The organism is Athalassotoga saccharophila (genome assembly GCF_009936215.1).
Lineage (GTDB): Bacteria > Thermotogota > Thermotogae > Mesoaciditogales > Mesoaciditogaceae > Athalassotoga > Athalassotoga saccharophila.
Window position 1 is genome coordinate 62,880 of record NZ_AP019551.1, and the last position, 19,583, is coordinate 82,462.

Genomic DNA, 19,583 nt, shown 5'->3' on the forward strand with positions numbered 1-19,583 from the left:
TCCTAAAAATTTACCTGTTTTCCGGTTCTCGCAGACTCGTATATCGCATCTAAGATCTTTGTAACGACGAAGGCTTCCTGAGGCTTCACAAGCGGATCTTTGTCATTTATGACAGCCTCTATCCATTGCCTCGCCTCGACGTCTTGTGGTTCCAGTTTCTCTCCGGAGTAAAAATCAACTCCCTTAAGATCGACTGCCACATTTTTTACGAAAAGTCTCCCAAACTCCTCTCCATTTATCCTTAGACCATTTTGCATATCGGCGCCGCCTTCTGTACCACACAAAACGGTCTGTGCCTCTCCCACATCTAAGGTGTTAAGCGCCCAACTTGATTCCAAAATTATGGTCGATCCATCCTTCATTATTATGAAGCCAAATGCCGAATCTTCGACCGTAAACTTTTTAGGATCCCATGGTCCCCATGCGTTGGCCGCATTCTTCTTTTTTGCAAGTTCATGGTAGGTCGTTCCAACAACGCTTTTTGGCTCGTAATTGTTCATCATCCAAAGTGTGAGATCGAGCGCGTGCGTTCCTATATCTATCAAAGGCCCTCCACCTTGTTCCTCCTCGTTAAGGAAAACGCCCCATGTTGGAACGGCCCTTCTTCTTATCGCGTGAGCCTTTGCGTAATATATCCTTCCAAGGTCTCCTCTGTCGCATATCTCCTTAAGATGCAAAGAATCGGGCCTGAATCTATTTTGATAACCTATCGTTAGTTTCATTCCTGTTCTCTTTGCGGCCTCGACCATCTTTTCTGCGTCGATCGCATTCTTGGCCATGGGTTTTTCGCACATCACATGCTTTCCTGCCTCCATCGCCGCGATAGAGATCTCCGAATGTGATTTGTTTGGCGTGCATACATGGACTACGTCTATACTTTTATCCTTTAGCAAATCTTTGTAATCTTTGTAAACCTTTGCATTCTTTGATCCGTATTCCTTTGCGGCCTTCGCTGCCCTCTCTTCGATAATGTCACAAAAGCCAACTATTTCAACCTCTTTAATCTTCGAAAGCGCGGGAAGATGTTTTCCATTTGCGATTCCTCCACATCCTATTATTCCAACTCTAACCTTTTCCTTTTTCAATTTTCATCCCTCCAAATTAGATATCTTCTTATTATACTACTTGAAGTTTGATTTAATTTGAGTTTTTACTCTACGTGCCAAATGACCCGCCGGTGCGACTATTCGGAATTTTAACTTCGTCTGGTAGTCATTCGTAAGATCTAAGCCATGCTTTGAAGATCGGATCTGTTATCCTGAATTCACCGTTTTTGTCAACAAGATCGATCTTTTTCAAACTTTCTAAGGCTCTGTTGACGCTACCGGCACTTAATCGGGCCGAATAAGGAGAAAGATCGCGGGATAAAATTTTTAAAACCTTCTTTTGATTTGGAGTCAGATCATCCCACAAACTTTCAAAGGCCGCCTTTTCGCCGAAGATAACCTTCTTTAAAGCGCCGTAAACATCTGACACTTCTGCTTTTTTCTTCTCCCTTACCAAAAACCAGAGATGGTAGGATAGAGCCTGAAGGTAATAGGCATGGCCTTTTGTGATTTCGTATATTTTTTCGAAAGTTTCATCTTCGATTTCCACCCCAGAAGATCTGAACTTATCCATTATGAATTTCTTCGATTCTTCTCCAAGATTCTGAAGTTCATAAATCTGGGAGAATCTGTAAAATGGCTTGGACGGATTCGCAAAGATTTCGCGCATTATACTGCTTTTACTTCCTGAAAATATAAAGACCGTATTTTGAAAGAACTGGAATTTTTTTCTCAAAATCGATATGAGATCTATTTCGGTTACGTTCATTACCTCCTGAAATTCGTCTATGACTATGACGAACTTCCCGTCAATTTTTGAAGGAAGTTCTATTATCTTTTCAACATCATCGACAGCATTTGGATCAACATCTATTTCTAATTTCAAATTGCCAATGTCAAGACTTATCTTTCCGCTTATCTTTATCATCCTGTTAAGTTTGTTGATGAATTTTTTCAATCCCCCGGCCGAATTGAGTATCTCCGTGGAATATTTCTCCAAAAAGGAGTTCAAAGAAACAACAGACATAAGATCGATGTAGACCTTTTTGTACCCCTCTAAACGATCCAAAAGATTGATTATCAAAGAGGTCTTTCCGTACCTTCTCGGAGAGATCAAAGTTACGCTCATTCCGCTGTTGATAATCTGGATCAAATCGGTCATTTCTTTTTCTCTATCACAAAAATCCGATCCCCTAACGACCATACCAAATTTAAATGGATTCTCCATCTTCCACCTCGCAATTTGCGATATCGCATAATGCGAAGTTATTATAACACATCTTTTTTTACGATATACAAATTGTGCGAATATAAGCAGGTGGCACGTGGCTTTTTTTACACTTACTTCTTCTTATTTTCATGACTTTACAAAATACTGATTTTAAACTGAAAATGTTATAATAAAGCGAAGTATTAAGAAGAAGGGCATCTATGGCGTACAAAGATGTGATTTTGAAATATTTTTCTCATATTTCTCCGTATGAAATAGCAAAATTCATCGGCATAAATGACATTAATGATGTTGAAAATCTTTCTGAAGAAATAAAAGATGTAAGAATATCTGATTTTCACGCCGACTTTGTTCTGAAGGTAGATAAAGAGATTGTTCATGTTGAATTTCAACAGGAAATGACGCCCGATGATCTCAACAGATTCTTTGTTTACAATGCACTTTTAACCAGACAGTTTAAGGTGCCAGTGAAAACATACGTCATATATCTTGGCAGATCGGATGTGCCAAAACAGATAATTCAAAATGAGATGGTGAAATTCGAACCTGGTTTTATAAAAGTTTCACAGATGGATTCAAATGTCATTTTAGAGCATGCAAAGATGAAGTCTGGAAATATGATTGAAATGATTTTAATGCCTTTGATGAAAAATTGCAATAAAGAGTTGATAACAGAATTGATAGATGAAGAAGCAAAGATGAATGTAGATGTCAATCTGAGAAACGATCTGCTAACGTCCACGCTTGTTATAACCGCAACGGTTTACGAAAGAAGTTTTATAGAGGAATTAAAAAGGAGGCTGGTCAAGATGTACAGCGTTGATATTTTCGAAAAAGAAAGAAAAGAAGCAATAGAGCAAGGACTTCAACAAGGACTCCAGCAAGGACTCCAGCAAGGACTCCAGCAAGGATTGCAACAAGGTATTGAAGAAGGAAAACTTCAGGCAATGAAAGATTACGCGGCCAAATTGCTTATAGCCAAGTTCAAAGACAAATACACAAAAGAGTTGAAAGGCAAAATTCAAAATGCCGATCCAGCCGTGCTGGACTACATAATTTCCCACATATTCGATATAGATTTAGAAGAACTGAAGAAAATTTTATAATATCGAAACAGAGATAACACATAAACACAGCGCCCGATTGGGCGCTGTGATCATTGATACATCACATATGTACTCAAAGGCTCGAGAGTGATACTTCCTGAAAGAGTTCCAACAGGCGTCTGTGATGCTACGTACGGATTAACGACTAAGTTCCATGTGCCGGCCGGAAGTGTTACCTGCTGAGAAGTTGTATTTCCATTGAAATAGACAAGAATTTCAGACCACGAATCTCCAACTGCAGATCCATTTATCGTGTATCCAACAACTCCAGAAGGTAATGGAAGGAATGAAAGATTGTCTCTTATAGTTTGGGCTGAGTCTATCGTAAATGCCGGGTGAGATCTTCTTATTGAAATCAATCCCTGAACGTAGTTATCCACAGTTGCAAATGTTGTCAATCTCGACCAGTCGAATTCATTCGGGAACTGGACATTGTAAGAATTTCCATTTCCATATTTAGTGCGCGCGAATTCGTCTCCACCCTGCATAAAGAAAACACCCTCCGAAAGTAAAGGAATGGCAAGTCCCAATTTTTGTGCCGCTATATCCTGTGCCGTTGTCCATGAAGGCTGGGCGCCGACTATTTTGTCCCACAAAGTGTAGTTATCGTGAGAGGTTGCGTAGTTTATGGTTTCATCGGGCTCGGATGCAAAATCATTGCTAAAGTTGTTGTACGTAATACTTCCAACAATTCCTTCCATTATCTCACTTTGGTTTTGTGACGGTTGCCCATCTATAAAGCCCTGAGATGAGTAATCTGGAGCACTCCCGGTTATCGCATCCCTGAAATAACCGTTGAACATTCCCATATGCATACCGCGCTGATCTCCATAGACGAACTGCGCACCGGAAGCGGGCCATGGCTCGCCATAAAGTAAGACACCAGGATTTATTGCAGTCAAATTAGTTATTATCTGCTGGATCGTGGCCGGATTGTAAAGGTAGAGTTGATCGAATCTGAATCCTGAAACGTGATATTGATTCATCCAGTACTTTAAGGTATCTATTATGAGTTTTGCAACCATTGTATTGCCGGTCTTCAGATCGTTACCAACGCCTGAGTAATTGGTCATCTGACCGTATTCGTTATAATTGTAATAGTAGTAAGGCACAGCCGCAGTGTAGGGCGTTGTAACGTAGGATGTGTGGCTGAATGAGATGTCAAGTACAACTCCTATACCAACAGAATGAAGAGCCATTATCATTTGTTTAACTTCTTCTATTGTATTTATGGGATTATTCGGTGTCGTTGAATATTTTGCCTCTGGAACCATGTAAAGGTACGGAACATATCCCCAATTATATCCTGGATTTTGAGGATCCTCGTAATCTTCTATCGGAAGAAGTTGAACGTAGTTCACTCCAAGCCATGCGAGATGATCAAGCCCCGTAGGAAGTCCGTTGTAAGTCGTTCCTCTTTGGGTAAAACCAAGATATGTTCCCTGATACTGTGGAAGGACACCTGAATTTGGATTATCGGTGAAGTCCTGAACATGGACCTCGTAAATCATCGCGTCTGTCATGTCGGCAGGAAATGGAGCAACGTCTGAAGACCATCCATTTGGATTTGTCTGGGACAGATCAACAACCTCTGAAAGTGTGTTGTTGGCATTTGCGGCATACGAGTAAATATCCGGGGCCGTGACCCACTGACCGTATCTGTGATATTGATAAGCGTAATATATGCCATTAAGATTACCCGCAACACTTACAGACCAAACTCCCTGAGAATTTCTTGACATTGGATAGGTTGCGTATGGAACCGTGCTGTTGTAGTTCGAATAAAGCAAAAGATTTACATGGTCCGATACCGGCGACCATACCCTGAAGGTAGTTTGGTAAGGAGTGTATATCGCGCCTAACTGACCCGTGTAATAAAATGCCGGATCATTTAGCGCATACCTTGCGTAAACTGTCGCTGGAGCAAATCCATTTATTGACAAAATCATAGGACTCGCAACGGCAGAAGGAGTTAGAGGCATCGAAAGATTTATCGTTATGTAATTTGTAATCCCGGACTGTCCGGTGTTCGCATTCAAGACAGATGAAATCGGTACACTTTGACCATTTACGCTGAATGAAAATTGAGAAAGATTAGACGTGTTAACGGTTGCGTTGAGGGTTGCATTTATTTGACTTAAAGAATCAAGGAATGCGATTATAACCTGATTTGTAGATGGAATATTTACACCTGTAACGCTTACCTGACTTTTGAGGACGTTGAAATATACCACAACGGTCGTTGCCTGAGGCACAAGTATTGTGCCGTTAGGAATATTATTATTTGCTTGATAAATAAGCGCTCCGTAAGATCCATTAAAGTAATATTGAACGTATGTTGAAGGAGGAGTCCACGTGTTTATTGGAAGAATTTTGTATCCATACCCTCCCGCAAAATCATTTGTCGATGGTCTTGTAATGGTCGCGGCATATGTACCGTTACCGATATAGGTCATCGTCGCTGGATTCCAGTTGTTTATGTCCGACGCGAAGTACCATCTCATCGATTCTTTTGACGTGTCTCCAACACCGATGGCAGAATTTGTGCTCGCAATCGATGGATTGAAATAGAATGTAACCGGACCTGATTTTACAGGAATATTTCCGTAATCGTTGTTGGAGCCATTACCGCCATAGTAGATAGGTTGCTGACCTCCAACGTAGACAACCTTATATACACCAGAAGATGGAAGTGTCGTTGTGAGATAATAAAGGCCTGTAGATGTCTGTGTCATTTTGTAGGATGGCTGAGGACTCCAGTTATTAAAACTCCCTTCAACGTAATATCCTATATTCGCACCGCTTACAGGCACTACACTGACAGAACTGTTGAGAACGTTGAAATACACGGCAATGACAGATGCCGGTGTTGTTAGATTTAATGTGCCATTCCCTCCATTTGCATACCAGTTACTACCATCAAAATAGTAAGGATAGTTGTTAGGCCAACCAGTTACATTCTTGATCTTATACTGTAGATTTGTAACATTGGGTATGAAGTTGCCTGTGAAAGTTGCTACGAATGTTCCGTTTCCTATATATTCCATTGGAGATGCAGACCAAGTATTTATCTGACCGCTAAAATACCACGTCATAGATTCCTTCGACGTGTCTCCTATTCCAAAAGCCGAAGAGTTCCCGCCATTATTTGTAGGATTGAAATAGAATGTGACATTCTTAGAATTAACCGGGATATTACTTCCACCATACAAGTTATTATTGTAAAGTATTTTATATCCGCCGGTAGACGGCAAGGTTGTCGTCAGATAATAAAGACCCGAGGTTGCACTGTAAGACATTTTATAAGCGGGATTTTCCTGCCATCCGTTAAAATCTCCCACAACATAACATAAAGTTGGAGTGGCAGATGTTATTTTTACCTGTGAATTTATCGTGTTGAACTGGACTACGAATGTATTTGAAGGCGTCGCAAGAGACAATGTACCATCTGAGAGGAAATACGCGCTGTATGAGCCATTAAAGTAATAGGGCAAAAGATTCGCTGGAGAGATGCTGAATGCCGATTGTGGAGTTATTTTGAACTTGTAGGTGCCCGGTCCCAGTATTGTAGAAGTTGTCAGAGTTGCGGTAAAGATTCCGTTGTTTCCCGTCATCTGGACAAAGTTCCAGTTGCTCATGTCTCCTGCGAAATACCATTGTTGATTTGCCTTTGAACTGTCTCCTATTCCCAAAGATGTAAATGGCTTAACCATCGAAGGATTAAAGTAAAAGGTAACATTTCCGCTGCTTACGGGAATTGGCTGGTAGCCGTATTTTATGATCTTTCCCATATATGACTGGGCTATCATATACTCATTGACACCGTAGACCGAAGGAGAGGAAGGAATTGTCGTCGAAAGTGTGTAAGTGCGAGTGAGAGGATTGTAAGTCATTTGATAATTTGAATTCGTTGCCCAGTTTGTAAAGGTACCTATAACGTAGGTTGGAGTTGCAACCCATCCACCGGAAACATAAAAGTTTATCGTGGGACTAAGCGATTCGAGTTTGTATGCGTTTGTGGATTTTACGGCAAGGTTGTAAGTCCCGTTTGTAAGAGGCCCTATCTTTACATTTGTTAAAGTTGTTGCGACTACGGGAACTTGATTTATATATATCGTATATGTCCCGGCAGATGAAGAAAAGTTGAGGGTGAATGTTGACGGCACTGTTAAATTATTAGATGGATATTGTATTGATGGAGCAGACGGATAAACAGGGGTAATCGTCGTGTTTGTAGACAATATGGTAAACTGGAACAGAGGATTATTCTGGTTCATCGAAAAACTCACAAGTCCATACCCTTGAGCAAAATAAAGATTTACCGTGTATCCTCCTCCAGAAAGCGTAACAAGTAAGACATTTTTGTAGTTATTTCCGCCGATTGTTGCAGAAGGTATGTATGTTGAACTTCTTGAGTAATTGTAAGATATGGCAGTTGCTCCCGAACTCAAAAGCACAATGGCATTCGTCGCGACAGAGGTTGGATAATTTCCGTAAACGCTATCGAGAACAAGAACTGGATTTGGAGCAAAGTTCTGAAGGTATATCGCACCATTTTGATTTATAAAAGAAAGCGTTAGCGTTGAGTTCGGATATCCTCCAAAAGCGTAAGAAAGGTTTAGATTGTAATAATTCTGAGAAATTTGATACTGTAAAATCTCATTCACAGGAATTGGCTGGCTTGAAACACTCAATGGTTTAACGGCTTTCACGGTATCTATGAGTGATCTATTTTTTACGGATTGAATTGACTGATTGGGTTGATTTCCGGGATACGTATAAACTGTGACAAAAGCATTAGATGTTGGCGTTGTGAAATAATTCTGTCCCACAAAGATAGAAGAAGTACCTGAAAACTTTTCGCCTGACGAATTCACCGCGCTTACCATGTAGTAATACGTGTGTCCCGGCTCGACTATATCAGTGTAAGTGTTCTGAGTGCCATTCACAGTTGCGATAAGCAGATAAGCCTGCATTGGGTTTGTTGTGCGCCATATTTTAAATACGGAAACCGGAACATTCTCACTCCATTTCAAATTAACCGAGTAAGTATTCACAGACGAAAGAGTTAATATCGGCGTAGAAGGTAAGAGTGGAGAAAGATTTATCGTCCCGATGTTGTTCATGCCTTTTGAAAGCGAGACAGATGTTGAATACGTGCTAAGGCCCGAGGCATTGACTGTGAGCGTGTAATTTCCGACTGAAACTGCTGCTATTGTAAAGACGCCGTTAGGCTTTGTGTAGGTCTTGGCAACTGTTGTTGAGGAATTCGTCAGAGAAACAGATGCCATTACAACAGGAGTCGAGTTACTCAAGACCACTCCAGTAACTGATGCCCGGACATTTTCGTTGATTGGATGGATGACGGGGTTGAATATGTATCCCTGTCCTGTTTGTTCAACTGAATTTGAAAGGTCAAAGTCGAGGTAGGTGCCATTTGATTCAAAGGCATTTATGGCCTGAATATTTATCTTCATCGTCTGCGAAGGAATTATAAGCGGATAAGAGATGCCATTTATCACAATCGTCGCCGATGTTATGTTAAATCTGACCTGCGTGATCGTGTATGTAGATGGCACAGAAAAGTTGGCAATTTTGATTGAAGTGCCGGCAAGAGTCGTCAGATCGTACGTTCCACTCGATGGCGATGTGTACCACGTAGATGTCGAGGCATTCGAAAGGTGTATCGATATGTCCGAGATATTAACGTAAAGGTGCTGAATTAGAGATGGAGAGACTGGCTTATCCGTTATGTAGACGGAAAAAGTACTTTGCGGTGGAATATAGAGAGATGTCGTTGCCGTTACCGTGTTAGACGTGGCACGTCCTGATGGATTTATCGCGACTATGAAATAACTGTAAGCAGTTGAAGGTTTAAGGCCAACTGCCGTATAAGAGGTTGCATTTCCGCTTGCGGTAGCAAGCAACAATTTAGATGGCGGATTGTAAATGTATATCACCGAGGCATTTTGGGTCTGGAATTCTAAAGTTACCGTGTTCGTCGAAACAGAAGTTACACCGAAACTTTTTATAACGGGAAGAACTGGTACTACCGGTGGTGTGTAAGAAAGTGTTGTTACGTTTACCGTGTTAGACGTGGCACGTCCTGATGCGTTGGTTGCAACGATGAAAAACTTATAAGTTGTGGATGGGGCTAAATTCTTTACCGTGTAAGAGGCAGATAAACCTGAAAGAATTGCGTACTGGCTGAAATTTGTGGATGTCGATCCATACAAAAATATTGCCGATGCGTAGGCTGTCTGCCATGATAAAGAGACAGAATTGGTCGAGACAGAAGTAACGTTCAAAACAGGAGTCGCGGGCTTTGGATATGCCATGGTTGTAAAAGACCACACGGCGCTTGTCGCGGCCTGACCATTCACAACATTTGCAACCTTCCAGTAGTAGGTCGTCGAATAATTAAGACCACTTACCGTGTAAGATGTAGAACTGGTTGTGGCAAGATACTGAAGGTTTTTGCTTCCAAAAAAGATCTCGTACGTTGACTTTGAGCCCTTCCATACAAGATTTACACTTGTCGAAACATTCGTCGATCCATTTGCCGGAGACAAAAGTTGCGGTGCAACTGCAGATGGCTTTGGCAAAAGAAAGCATCCCGAAAGAATTAACGCGACAAAAATTACGCCTATAAAAAACATCAAATATTTTGACCTCATGACAATCCCTCCTCTTCCAGTCATCATTAAGGGTATCACTTATGTTAATCATATTATACAAAAAATCCAGCACCCGAAGGTGCTGGATTTGCATTTGGCATGTTTATTTATGGATTGACTGGCTTTGGAGCAGAAACATTTGTAAAGGTTACCGTCACAGGACCTGCAACAGGGTTGCCACCGGCGCTAACGTAAGATGCACCGACGGTTATTGTTACAGTGTTACCCGCGAGCGGGAGAACATTAGTTGTCGCTCCAGATGTTGTCTTCAAGCCCCAGATATGGAGCAGTCCGGTATGATCAGATGTTACAGGCACAAATATCTGAGATGCCGGATTAGATGTATAGGTAAGGCCGTTGGACAACTGGAATGTCACTATACTTGCGGCAACACTCTTATTGGTAAGAGTTGCCATCTGCTCGCTGAAGCCAAGGTCGAAGTAATAGTAATTTCCAGACTTGTAAAGCGTCTTGTTGGGTTGTAATACAGGCTTTGTCACATCGTAGTAGAATGCTGTTCCTGGTGAAGTTGTACTGCCAGTATTCAAAGCGTAATCAGTTGCCTTAACTGTAAGATAGTATAGACCGGTCTGTGAAACATACGGAGTCTGATTAAGGTTCACAGTTAATGTGGCAGCCGTTATTCCGCCATTTACCAATGTCTTGCTTACAACGTTAAGTCCCGGTTGCGTTACAAATTGGCCATTGGATATGAATGGGTACGGTGTTCCATTTATGTAGAATGCGGCGCTCTGGATTGGGATGATATTAGGATCTTTTACTATTATCGTTGCATTGTAGGTTGTGTTAGAGGATGCGAGGTTAATGTAGTGATCCATATTTTTGCCATTGAGCATGTAAGGTATAGTCGAAGATCTTGTTTGCAGTGTGGCCTGAACTGTTGGAGATAGGTTTCCAATCACAACTGTTGCGGATGTTGTGTTGGAATTGTAGAGTTTGTTAAGATTATCTGTTGCAATAACACTTAATTTGTACAAGGTGTTTGTATGCGTTGCCGTAAACGATACATAAGACGCAGGAATTGATGCTGATACTGGATGCGGACTTAATTTAGTTCCACTGTTTGTATTGGCATAATATGTTGCTTTCACGGTTAGTTCATATCCGTACACAGTTGCAACTACTGTCGGAGAAGCGCTTGAATAGACATAACCGTTGAGCGGTGTTAGATAACCTTTATTACCGGATGACCCTGGATTGTAGAAACTTACGCTTATAACCGGTTTGGCCGCGTCTATCCAGACCTGAAGCGTTTTTGTAGTGACATTCCCGGCGTTATCTGTTACCGTCGCGGTGACTGTCCATGTCGCGTTGGCAGTATATGTAGGCGCGTTAAGTGTTAACGTGTAGGTCGCCGCAAGCGTTACTCCATAAGAGCCTGTAGTCTTTAATTGTTTTAACGTTGCTGGCTGGCCATTGACAACGACTGATTTGATTCCACTAAGGTTATCAGTTGCCTTAACCGTAAATGTTACAGGCGTTCCAGCGGCCGCGACAACCTTACCGTAACTGTTGATCGTTCCGGTAGCCGCAGTTAACGTTGCGGTAGGTGCTGTGCTATCATATATGAACATGGTGGTTGTTGTGGCAACTTTACCCGCCATATCAGTTACAGTTGCTTTGTAAGTGTAGGTCCCAGATGGACTGAATTTAAGCGTCGTGGCCTCAGTAAGAGGATAGGCCGTATAACTCAAAGAGACAAATCTTGATGTGGCACTGCTATTGCCTGAACTCTTTAAAAATCTGTAAGTCATCGTTGCCGTTATGTCAGATTCATTCTGGACTGTGAAACTGACAGCGTAAGTTGCTTTATTCGTGAATACAAGCGTTGCAGATGGTGTCCACGAAACTTTCGGTGCGCCCGCATTGTTGTTGATCACGTAAGATGTTCTGGATGCAGAGTTCCCAACTCCCGTTGTGGCGAGGAGTTTTATGTTGTACTTTCCATCGGGAAGGGTGTTAAGGTTCTTCCACGTGAATGTGTATGTAACCTTTGTCGCGTTGTTTGTCGATGTTGAGCCTATCGTAACCCATGGACCATTGTCAGCGCCAGTTCCACCAAGCGTCTGGTAAAGTAATGTGAGGTTTGCAATTCCGGAATACTTATCAATTGCCGTGGCATTTATCGTCACGGTTGGTGTATTAGCAGTGGCACTGGCAACCTGCACTGTTGGAATTGAACTGTCTATGTTGACAAGGTAAGATACTCCTGTTGCCCTCTGGTTGACGTTATCGATTGTGACTATCTTGTATGTACCAGAAGCATTTATCGTAAATGCATAAGAGGCAAGTCCAGGTGTGCCGGGCTTGGTTGTAGAAGCAACACCAGTTCTGTAAAGTATAACTGTCTTTATCGCGTATACCCAGTTAGGATTGATATTTGCCGTCAATGTTGCGGCCTTGTAATATCCATTGACCGATGCGGCAGGCGTTGTTGTCAATTTTGTCGTGAATACATTTTGATTTGGCATATAAACGTTAACTGTCGCAGGAGATGTCAATGCCGTTGCAACGTTGAGAGCAAGGTCCTGGGCGCTTATCCATGATTTGTAAGTTCCGGGCAGCAAAAGTCCAGCGTTGATTGTTCCGGTCCACAAGCCAGTTGAACTCTTTGTAAGAGCATACATCGCCGGCGTTGCGCTATCGGTCTGGAGATTGAGCGTGACACTATTGAGATATTGGCTTGTCACACTTGCAACAACCGTTATCGTACCGGATGTCGAATATGGCACTCCGTTGTATGTCGAAAGTCCATACAATTTGGCATATTTAATGGATGGTGCCACTGTTACACGGACAACGGTCAATTTAAGAGATGTAGAAAGATTTGCGTAGTTTGTAACCTTTGCCGTGAAGGCTTCTGTGGCGTTGTTTGTGAGACCCGAGACATCAACTGTCGCCGTTCCATTCTTTGTCAACGAGAATGGTTGTGTCCCAAGCGTTGCCGCAGAGGTCATCCAGTATGGATCGGCGGCGTAAACCTGGAATGTTGTCGGATTTATTCCAACGTAGAGAGTATTTCCGCTCGATGGAATTCCTTTGTAAGATGCTCTCAAAACAGGTGCAGATTTTACGACAACGTAGGTCTGAGAGGCGACGACCGTATTTCCGCCTATCGAGACATCTTTGAACATGAAGGTTGTCGATCCGGCAGATGTAAGAGCGCTAACTGGCACGGTGATCGGATAGGACGCGTTAAGCACCTTGACTGCCGTCGCAACGTTTACAAATGTCGCGAATGGCGTGCCATTTATCAAGAAGCCTTCGTATTGCGATGTGTAATCTGTCGCATTTGCCGTGAAGGACACATTACCGCTGACACCGTTTATATACTTCGTATTATAAAGCGGTGTGGCGCTGCTTAATGTTACCTTTTGTGCGCCAGGATATGTTATGTAGAAGTACCCGGTCGTTGATGTTGCCACCGGCGTGTTGCCATTTCCGTAGAAGACCACGTAATAGGTATGAGGTCCGGCATGGCTTGCCGTTATGTAATAATTGGCAACGTAACTCTTTTCAATCACAAGAAGCGTACTTCCAACGCTTGCCTTTGCAAGAGTTACCGGAGCACTCGTTGGAGTGGCGGGTATTGGCTGGCCATCGACGTAGACGTTAACGCCTTTTAAGAGACTATTGCCTTTGAAGACATTTATCGTGAATATAACCGCGCCATTCTCTGCAGGGCCAACTGGATAAAGATAAATTCCATTGGCGTTGTTCAACTGAACCGCGTAAGTTACGGTACCGGTAGTCACTGGATAAACATTCACCGGAACATTTATTTCGGTCATCAGATGGGAGGAACTGTTATCGTAGACTTTAACGTTAATGAAATATTGGGCCGCTTGAGTAACAACTGGCGCCGTAAATGTGAAGGTTGCAGGACTTGAGGTTTTGATGGTAGTACTCGCCAAGAATGTAGCGACTATTTGTGAGATACCGCTGCTACTCTGGGCATTCACTGTGAAGGTAAATGGTAACCCCGAATATGCGGTTATTTGTGCCGGTGAAGGAGTTACTGTAGGAGGCACTTTAGGCTGTGGTAAGAAACAACTCGACAGCACAAGTGCCACGACCACCACCGACATTAAGAGCAAACCCAGTTTCCCCTTTTTACTCATGGGCAATCCTGGTTACTCCTTGAGCACCAGGAAACACCTCCTTTACAAAGATTTTATACTTTCAAAAACTCACTCCCCCCTGCGGGCGAGACAGAGGATCGATTATTGAAAATTATACTATTCAAAGTCAAGAATGTCAAGTTATTTCACAGCGTCTTTCTCGTTTTTGAGCAGCGCAAAAAAGTCCTCGTTACTTTTTGTCTCCTTTAACTTCGAGATCATAAGGGTTATTGCCTCTTCGGGATTCATCGAACTTATGAACCTTCTCAAAAGCCAGACATTTTTGAGCGTTTTTTCGTCGAAGAGCAATTCTTCTTTTCTTGTTCCAGAAAGGTTAAGATCGATTGCGGGGAAGATCCTTTTATTCGCAAGTTGCCTTGACAGGACAAGTTCCATGTTTCCTGTGCCTTTGAACTCTTCGAATATGACATCGTCCATCTTGGATCCCGTTTCAACAAGCGCGGTTGCTATTATCGTAAGGCTTCCTCCCTCTTCTATGTTTCTCGCGGCGCCGAAGAAATGTTTTGGCTTGTAAAGCGCCGATGCGTCGACACCACCCGAGAGGAGTTTACCCGAAGGCGGAAGGTAAAGGTTGTAAGCCCGAGCAAGTCTTGTTATGCTGTCGAGGAGTATTACGACATCGTATTTGTATTCTACAAGTCTTTTTGCCTTTTCGAGCGCAAGTTCGGCTATTTCTATTTGTTTTTCCGATGGCATGTCAAATGGGGCCGCTATAACTTCGGCATCGACAGATCTTTGCATGTCCGTTACCTCTTCGGGACGCTCGTCTATTAAAAGCACCATTCTTTTCGTATTCGGATGATTCGCGGCGATTCCATTGGCTATGTGCTTGAGAATGGTCGTCTTTCCTGCCTTTGGAGGAGAGACTATGAGCCCTCTTTGACCTTTACCTATGGGAGCGAAGATATCTATAAGGCGGGTATCTAAATACTGAGGTTCGGTCTCTAATATAAACCTTTCATTAGGATAGAGCGCCGTCAGATCTTCGAAATTCACCCTTTCGTTGGAAAGGGAGATGTCTTTGTAATTTATGGCCTCTATCTTCAAAAGCGCAAAGTACTTTTCTCCTTCTTTTGGCGGCCTCGTCTGGCCAGATACAGTATCTCCGTCTAAAAGCCCAAATTTTTTTATCTGTGATGGCGAGACGTATATATCATTCGGGCTTGGAAGGTAACTGTCAACCCTTAAAAGGCCGTATCCCCCCTCTTGAATTTTGAGGACGCCTTCTTTGAATTTGTATCCTTTAGATTCTGCCTGTATTTTGAGGATTTCGGAGATGAGATCGTCTTTTCTGTACTGCGCTACCCTTTGGATTCCAAGGTTTCTTGCTATTTCGTAAAGTTCTTTTATTCTTAACTCCTGCAACTTTTTTATGTCTAAATCTTCCAGGATCTTTTTACTGGCCTGTTCTTCTTCAGCCACGAAGGTCTCCTTTCCTTTCATTTCAAATTTTCCTGATACTTTTTCCAGTCTTTCAAAAATCTTTCTAATCCGACGTCTGTAAGGGTGTGTTTAAACATCTGTTTTATTATTTCGAATGGAATTGTCGCTATGTGAGCACCCATCAAAGCGGCAATTCTTACGTGTTCCGGGCTTCTTATGCTCGCGGCTATAACCTCTGTTTCGAATCCGTATATCGAATAGATGTTCAATATGTCGCTTAAGACATTCATTCCATTGTTGCCTATATCATCCAACCTTCCTATGAACGGACTTACAAAGGTTGCTCCCGCTTTTGCCGCGAGTAATGCCTGATTTGCGCTGAATACGAGCGTAACATTCGTTTTTATCCCTATCTGTGAGAGAGTTCTGACGGCCTTTATTCCGTCTTCCGTCATCGGGATCTTTATGGTAACGTTGTCGGCGATTTTTGAAAGGTCTTTTGCCTCTCTTACCATCCCATCGTAATCCGTCGAGACTACCTCGGCACTGACTGGCCCTTTTACTATGCTGCATATTTCGGCTATTCTCGTTTTAAAGTCTATCTTCCCTTCCTTGGAGACAAGCGTTGGATTTGTGGTAACGCCATCCAAAATTCCCCACGATGCTGCCGTTTTTATCTCTTCGATATTGGCAGTGTCGATGAATATTTTCATTCAAATCACCTCTTTTATCGGTTTGCAACGTGAATCGCAAGTTCGTAAAGCAATATGTAAATTCCAATATTTTCAAGTATGATAAGAGTTAGAAAGATCGGTTTGTAATTTTTCTGCTTTGTGATGAAAGAAAAAAGGAGAATACCAAAAGCCCCTCCGAAGAAAGTGTAGAGTATTTGGTTGAATTTGCTAACTTTTAAAGACATTTCTCTGGTCTTCGACCAAGTCATGAATGAAGAAATAACGTTAACAACAATGAAGAAAGTTATAGTTTGCCACATCATCGTAAAAAGACTACCCTACAGGGTAGTCTTATCATTCTTCTTTTACAAGTTGAAAGATGGCCAATTCTGCGTTGTCACCATTTCTTTTTTTCATCTTTATTATGCGGGTATATCCGCCTTTCCTGCCGGTAAATTTTGGCGCTATTTCGTCAACGACTTTGTTTGTCAATTTTTCATCGTTAAGAAATGCATTCACATATCTTCTGGCAGAAAGGTCTTTGGCCATTGCGCGGGTTATTATCCTTTCAGCGAATTCGGAAGCAGCCTTTGCCTTTTGCGTGGTCGTAACTATCGTTCCATGAATGAACAATTCACGGACAAGACTGCGCATTAAAGCCTTTCTTTCATCGCTTGGCCTCGAAAGTGCATGCAATTTAACTCTATGTCTCATAAGTATTCCTCCATTTATTCGGCTTTGAGTTTAAGACCGAGTTTCCCAAGTTTTTCGTTTATCTCTTCGAGAGATTTTGTTCCAAAGTTCTTTATTTTCAGAAGGGATTTTTCATCTCTTCTCAAAAGTTCTCCCACCGTCTCTATTTTACCACGTTTCAAAGAATTAAGTGCTCTTACGGAAAGTTCAAGATCTTCTATCTTCATTTTATCATAAATGGCCATCGCATCATCGCTTTGCGATTTTGATTCTTCTTTAACTTTATTCTCCTCTTCTTTTTTCTCCAGGACGGGAGGATTCTCTTTTTGGTCGATGGGCAGGTTGGATCTCAAAAATTCGAAATGCTCTATCAATATGTTGAGCGCGTCTCTTAATGCCACTGTTGGCTCGACCGATTTTTTCGTCCATATCTCGAGTATGAGTTTATCGTAATCTATCTTCTTTCCAACTCTGAAATCTTCCGTTCTAAAGTTAACTCTGACAACGGGCGTAAAGATTCCGTCCACCGGGAGTATTTGAATGTCATTTCCTATTTCCATCTCTGAGACCGGGAGGTACCCCTTCCCTTTTTCGGCAAAGAGTTCCATGTAAAAGTCCGCATCTTCATTCAACGTGGCTATCTTCAGATCTGGATTTGCTATCTTAACCTCGAGGGGGCATTTTATGTCTTTCGCCTTTAGAATACCGGCACCTTTCTTTTGAAGCGTCATGACGACCGGCTCTTCGGTAACGGGAACATTCTCTTTTACCTGAATTTGTTTAACGTTAAGGAGGATCTGGAGGACATCTTCTTTAACACCTTTTACGGCATCATATTCGTGATAGACATCCTTTATCTTGACGCGCGTGATCGCTATTGACGGAATGGAAGACAAAAGTATGCGCCTTAGGGCATTACCGATCATAACGCCGTAGCCGCGTTCAAGAGGATAAATGGAATATTTCGCGTAAAGGTATCCACCGTCTTCTTTTTCCTCCTCAACTGTAAACCTTTCAGGTTTAACGTAATTTATCATTAAACCACCTCACGTGATTTTTCACTTAGAATACAACTCGACGATATCCTGAACATCGAGAGGAAGTTCTAACTCTTCTCTATCGGGCATTCTCACAAACTTGCCTTTGAACAGATCGTAATTGACTTCAAGCCACGGGGAAACGCTGCCTGAAGTTCTTGATTCGATCGCCTTTTTGACGTCTGTGTTGCTTCTAATCTTTTCGTGAAGTTCTATTTCATCTCCGGGCCTTAACTCGTATGAGGGTATATCAATTCTTCTTCCATTGACCAAAATATGGCCATGGTTGACAAGTTGGCGCGCGTGAGATCTCGATATCGCGAACCCAAGTCTGAAGACAACGTTGTCGAGCCTTGATTCGACCTTTCTTATGAGCATTGTGCCAGTAACACCTTTAGTTTTGACGGCTTCGGCAAAATACCTTCTGAACTGGCGCTCGAGCACACCATAGGTTCTTTTCATCGTTTGTTTCGATCTTAATTGCCTTGCGTACTGTGTCATCTTAAGTCTGTCTTTTCCGTGCTGGCCCGGAGCATACGGTCTCTTTTCAACTGGGCATTTCGGAGAATAACATTTTTCTCCTTTCAAAAAGAGTTTTTTGCCCTCCCGCCTGCACAATTTGCAGACAGGGTCTGTATACCTTGCCATTTATTCAAACCTCCTTACATTCTTCTCTTCTTTTTGGGGCGGCAACCGTTGTGTGGAATTGGAGTTATATCTTTTATGCTCTGAACGTCGAGACCGGCAGCCTGAAGCGCTCTTACGGCCGATTCACGTCCGGGACCTGGACCGCTAACGAGTACGTCAACCTTTTTTATTCCAAGGCTAATGGATTCCTTTGCCGCCTTGTCGGCCGCCATTTGAGCCGCGAATGGCGTTGATTTTCTCGATCCTGAAAATCCAACGTCTCCTCCGCTTGACCATGTTACAACGTTGCCATCTTTGTCAGTTATGGTTATTATGGTGTTGTTGAAACTCGAAAGCACGTGGGCAACACCGTAATCAAAATGTATTTTTCTTTTTGAAGATGTCTTTTTCTTCTTTTCAGCCATTTATCTTATCTCTCCTTTAAGATTTTTTGGCGCCCACGCCGTGGGAAGGACCTTTTCTCGTTCGCGCGTTGGTCCTTGTCCTTTGGCCTCTTACGGGCAAGCCAAGTCTGTGCCTTAATCCTCTGTAAGATCCCGTCTCGATAAGGCGCTTTATGTTTCTTTGAATTTCCATTTTTAGATCACCCTCGACCTTGTAATGTTCGTTTATGTACTGGGTGATCTTCCTTATCTCATCATCGGTGAGATCTTTGATCTTTTTGTTGAGAGGTATGCCGGTTGCGTTCAAAATCTCTATAGCCCTCGTTCGGCCTATGCCATAAAGATAGGTCAGTCCTATAAATGCGTGCTTTTCATTCGGTAAATCTACACCAAGAATACGAGCCATTTATCCTTCGACCCCTCCTTATCCCTGTCTTTGATTGTGTTTGGGGTTTTTGGAGCAAATAACCCTCACGACACCATTTCTTTTTACAATTCTACAAGCGTCACAGCGCTTCTTGACCGAAGCTTGAACTTTCATA

General features: G+C 42.4%; 14 protein-coding genes. 1 reads left to right on the top strand and 13 read right to left on the bottom strand.

Annotated elements, in window-relative coordinates:
* Positions 1-2 precede the first annotated feature (2 nt).
* Together ATHSA_RS00310 and ATHSA_RS00315 are read right to left on the bottom strand one after the other, a co-directional pair.
* Positions 3-1,085, bottom strand: a complete 1,083-nt coding sequence (locus tag ATHSA_RS00310) for a Gfo/Idh/MocA family protein (protein WP_161847206.1) — start codon at positions 1,083-1,085, stop codon at positions 3-5.
* A gap of 127 nt (positions 1,086-1,212) precedes the next feature.
* Complete coding sequence (locus tag ATHSA_RS00315; protein ID WP_161847207.1) at positions 1,213-2,274, bottom strand: AAA family ATPase; 1,062 nt, start codon at positions 2,272-2,274, stop codon at positions 1,213-1,215.
* A 203-nt stretch (positions 2,275-2,477) separates the two neighbouring features.
* Between ATHSA_RS00315 and ATHSA_RS00320 the strand changes: the two genes are divergently transcribed.
* Entirely contained in the window at positions 2,478-3,383 is a 906-nt protein-coding gene (locus ATHSA_RS00320) for an RpnC/YadD family protein (protein ID WP_161847208.1), read from the top strand.
* A 50-nt stretch (positions 3,384-3,433) separates the two neighbouring features.
* Here ATHSA_RS00320 and pulA read toward each other — a convergent pair whose 3' ends face one another.
* The 11 genes from pulA to rpmJ form a co-directional block, all read right to left on the bottom strand.
* Entirely contained in the window at positions 3,434-10,060 is a 6,627-nt protein-coding gene (gene pulA / locus ATHSA_RS00325; RefSeq protein WP_161847209.1) for a type I pullulanase, read from the bottom strand.
* Positions 10,061-10,167: 107 nt separating this feature from the next.
* Entirely contained in the window at positions 10,168-14,178 is a 4,011-nt protein-coding gene (locus tag ATHSA_RS00330) for a hypothetical protein (RefSeq protein ID WP_161847210.1), read from the bottom strand.
* Between the two features lie 165 nt (positions 14,179-14,343).
* Positions 14,344-15,666, bottom strand: coding sequence for a transcription termination factor Rho (gene rho / locus ATHSA_RS00335; RefSeq protein WP_161847211.1), 1,323 nt, complete (start codon positions 15,664-15,666; stop codon positions 14,344-14,346).
* Positions 15,663-16,319: a fructose-6-phosphate aldolase gene (fsa, locus tag ATHSA_RS00340; protein ID WP_161847212.1), complete on the bottom strand. Its 657-nt coding sequence runs from the start codon at positions 16,317-16,319 to the stop codon at positions 15,663-15,665. Before fsa ends, rho begins: the two co-directional genes overlap by 4 nt.
* Before the next feature lie 14 nt (positions 16,320-16,333).
* Positions 16,334-16,603 carry a hypothetical protein gene (locus ATHSA_RS00345; RefSeq protein WP_161847213.1) on the bottom strand — a complete coding sequence of 90 codons (270 nt, stop codon included), beginning with the start codon at positions 16,601-16,603 and terminating at the stop codon, positions 16,334-16,336.
* Between the two features lie 31 nt (positions 16,604-16,634).
* Positions 16,635-16,994, bottom strand: a complete 360-nt coding sequence (gene rplQ / locus ATHSA_RS00350; protein ID WP_161847214.1) for a 50S ribosomal protein L17 — start codon at positions 16,992-16,994, stop codon at positions 16,635-16,637.
* 14 nt (positions 16,995-17,008) lie between these two features.
* Positions 17,009-18,010, bottom strand: coding sequence for a DNA-directed RNA polymerase subunit alpha (locus ATHSA_RS00355; protein WP_161847215.1), 1,002 nt, complete (start codon positions 18,008-18,010; stop codon positions 17,009-17,011).
* A gap of 21 nt (positions 18,011-18,031) precedes the next feature.
* On the bottom strand, positions 18,032-18,658 hold the full coding sequence (rpsD, locus tag ATHSA_RS00360; RefSeq protein ID WP_161847216.1) for a 30S ribosomal protein S4: 627 nt from the start codon (positions 18,656-18,658) through the stop codon (positions 18,032-18,034).
* A 14-nt stretch (positions 18,659-18,672) separates the two neighbouring features.
* A complete protein-coding gene (gene rpsK, locus ATHSA_RS00365; RefSeq protein WP_161847217.1) occupies positions 18,673-19,062 on the bottom strand; it encodes a 30S ribosomal protein S11 in 390 nt (129 codons plus the stop codon).
* Positions 19,063-19,078: 16 nt separating this feature from the next.
* A complete protein-coding gene (rpsM, locus tag ATHSA_RS00370) occupies positions 19,079-19,447 on the bottom strand; it encodes a 30S ribosomal protein S13 (protein ID WP_161847218.1) in 369 nt (122 codons plus the stop codon).
* Positions 19,448-19,465: 18 nt separating this feature from the next.
* A complete protein-coding gene (rpmJ, locus tag ATHSA_RS10090; RefSeq protein WP_170288385.1) occupies positions 19,466-19,582 on the bottom strand; it encodes a 50S ribosomal protein L36 in 117 nt (38 codons plus the stop codon).
* Position 19,583: the final 1 nt, after the last annotated feature.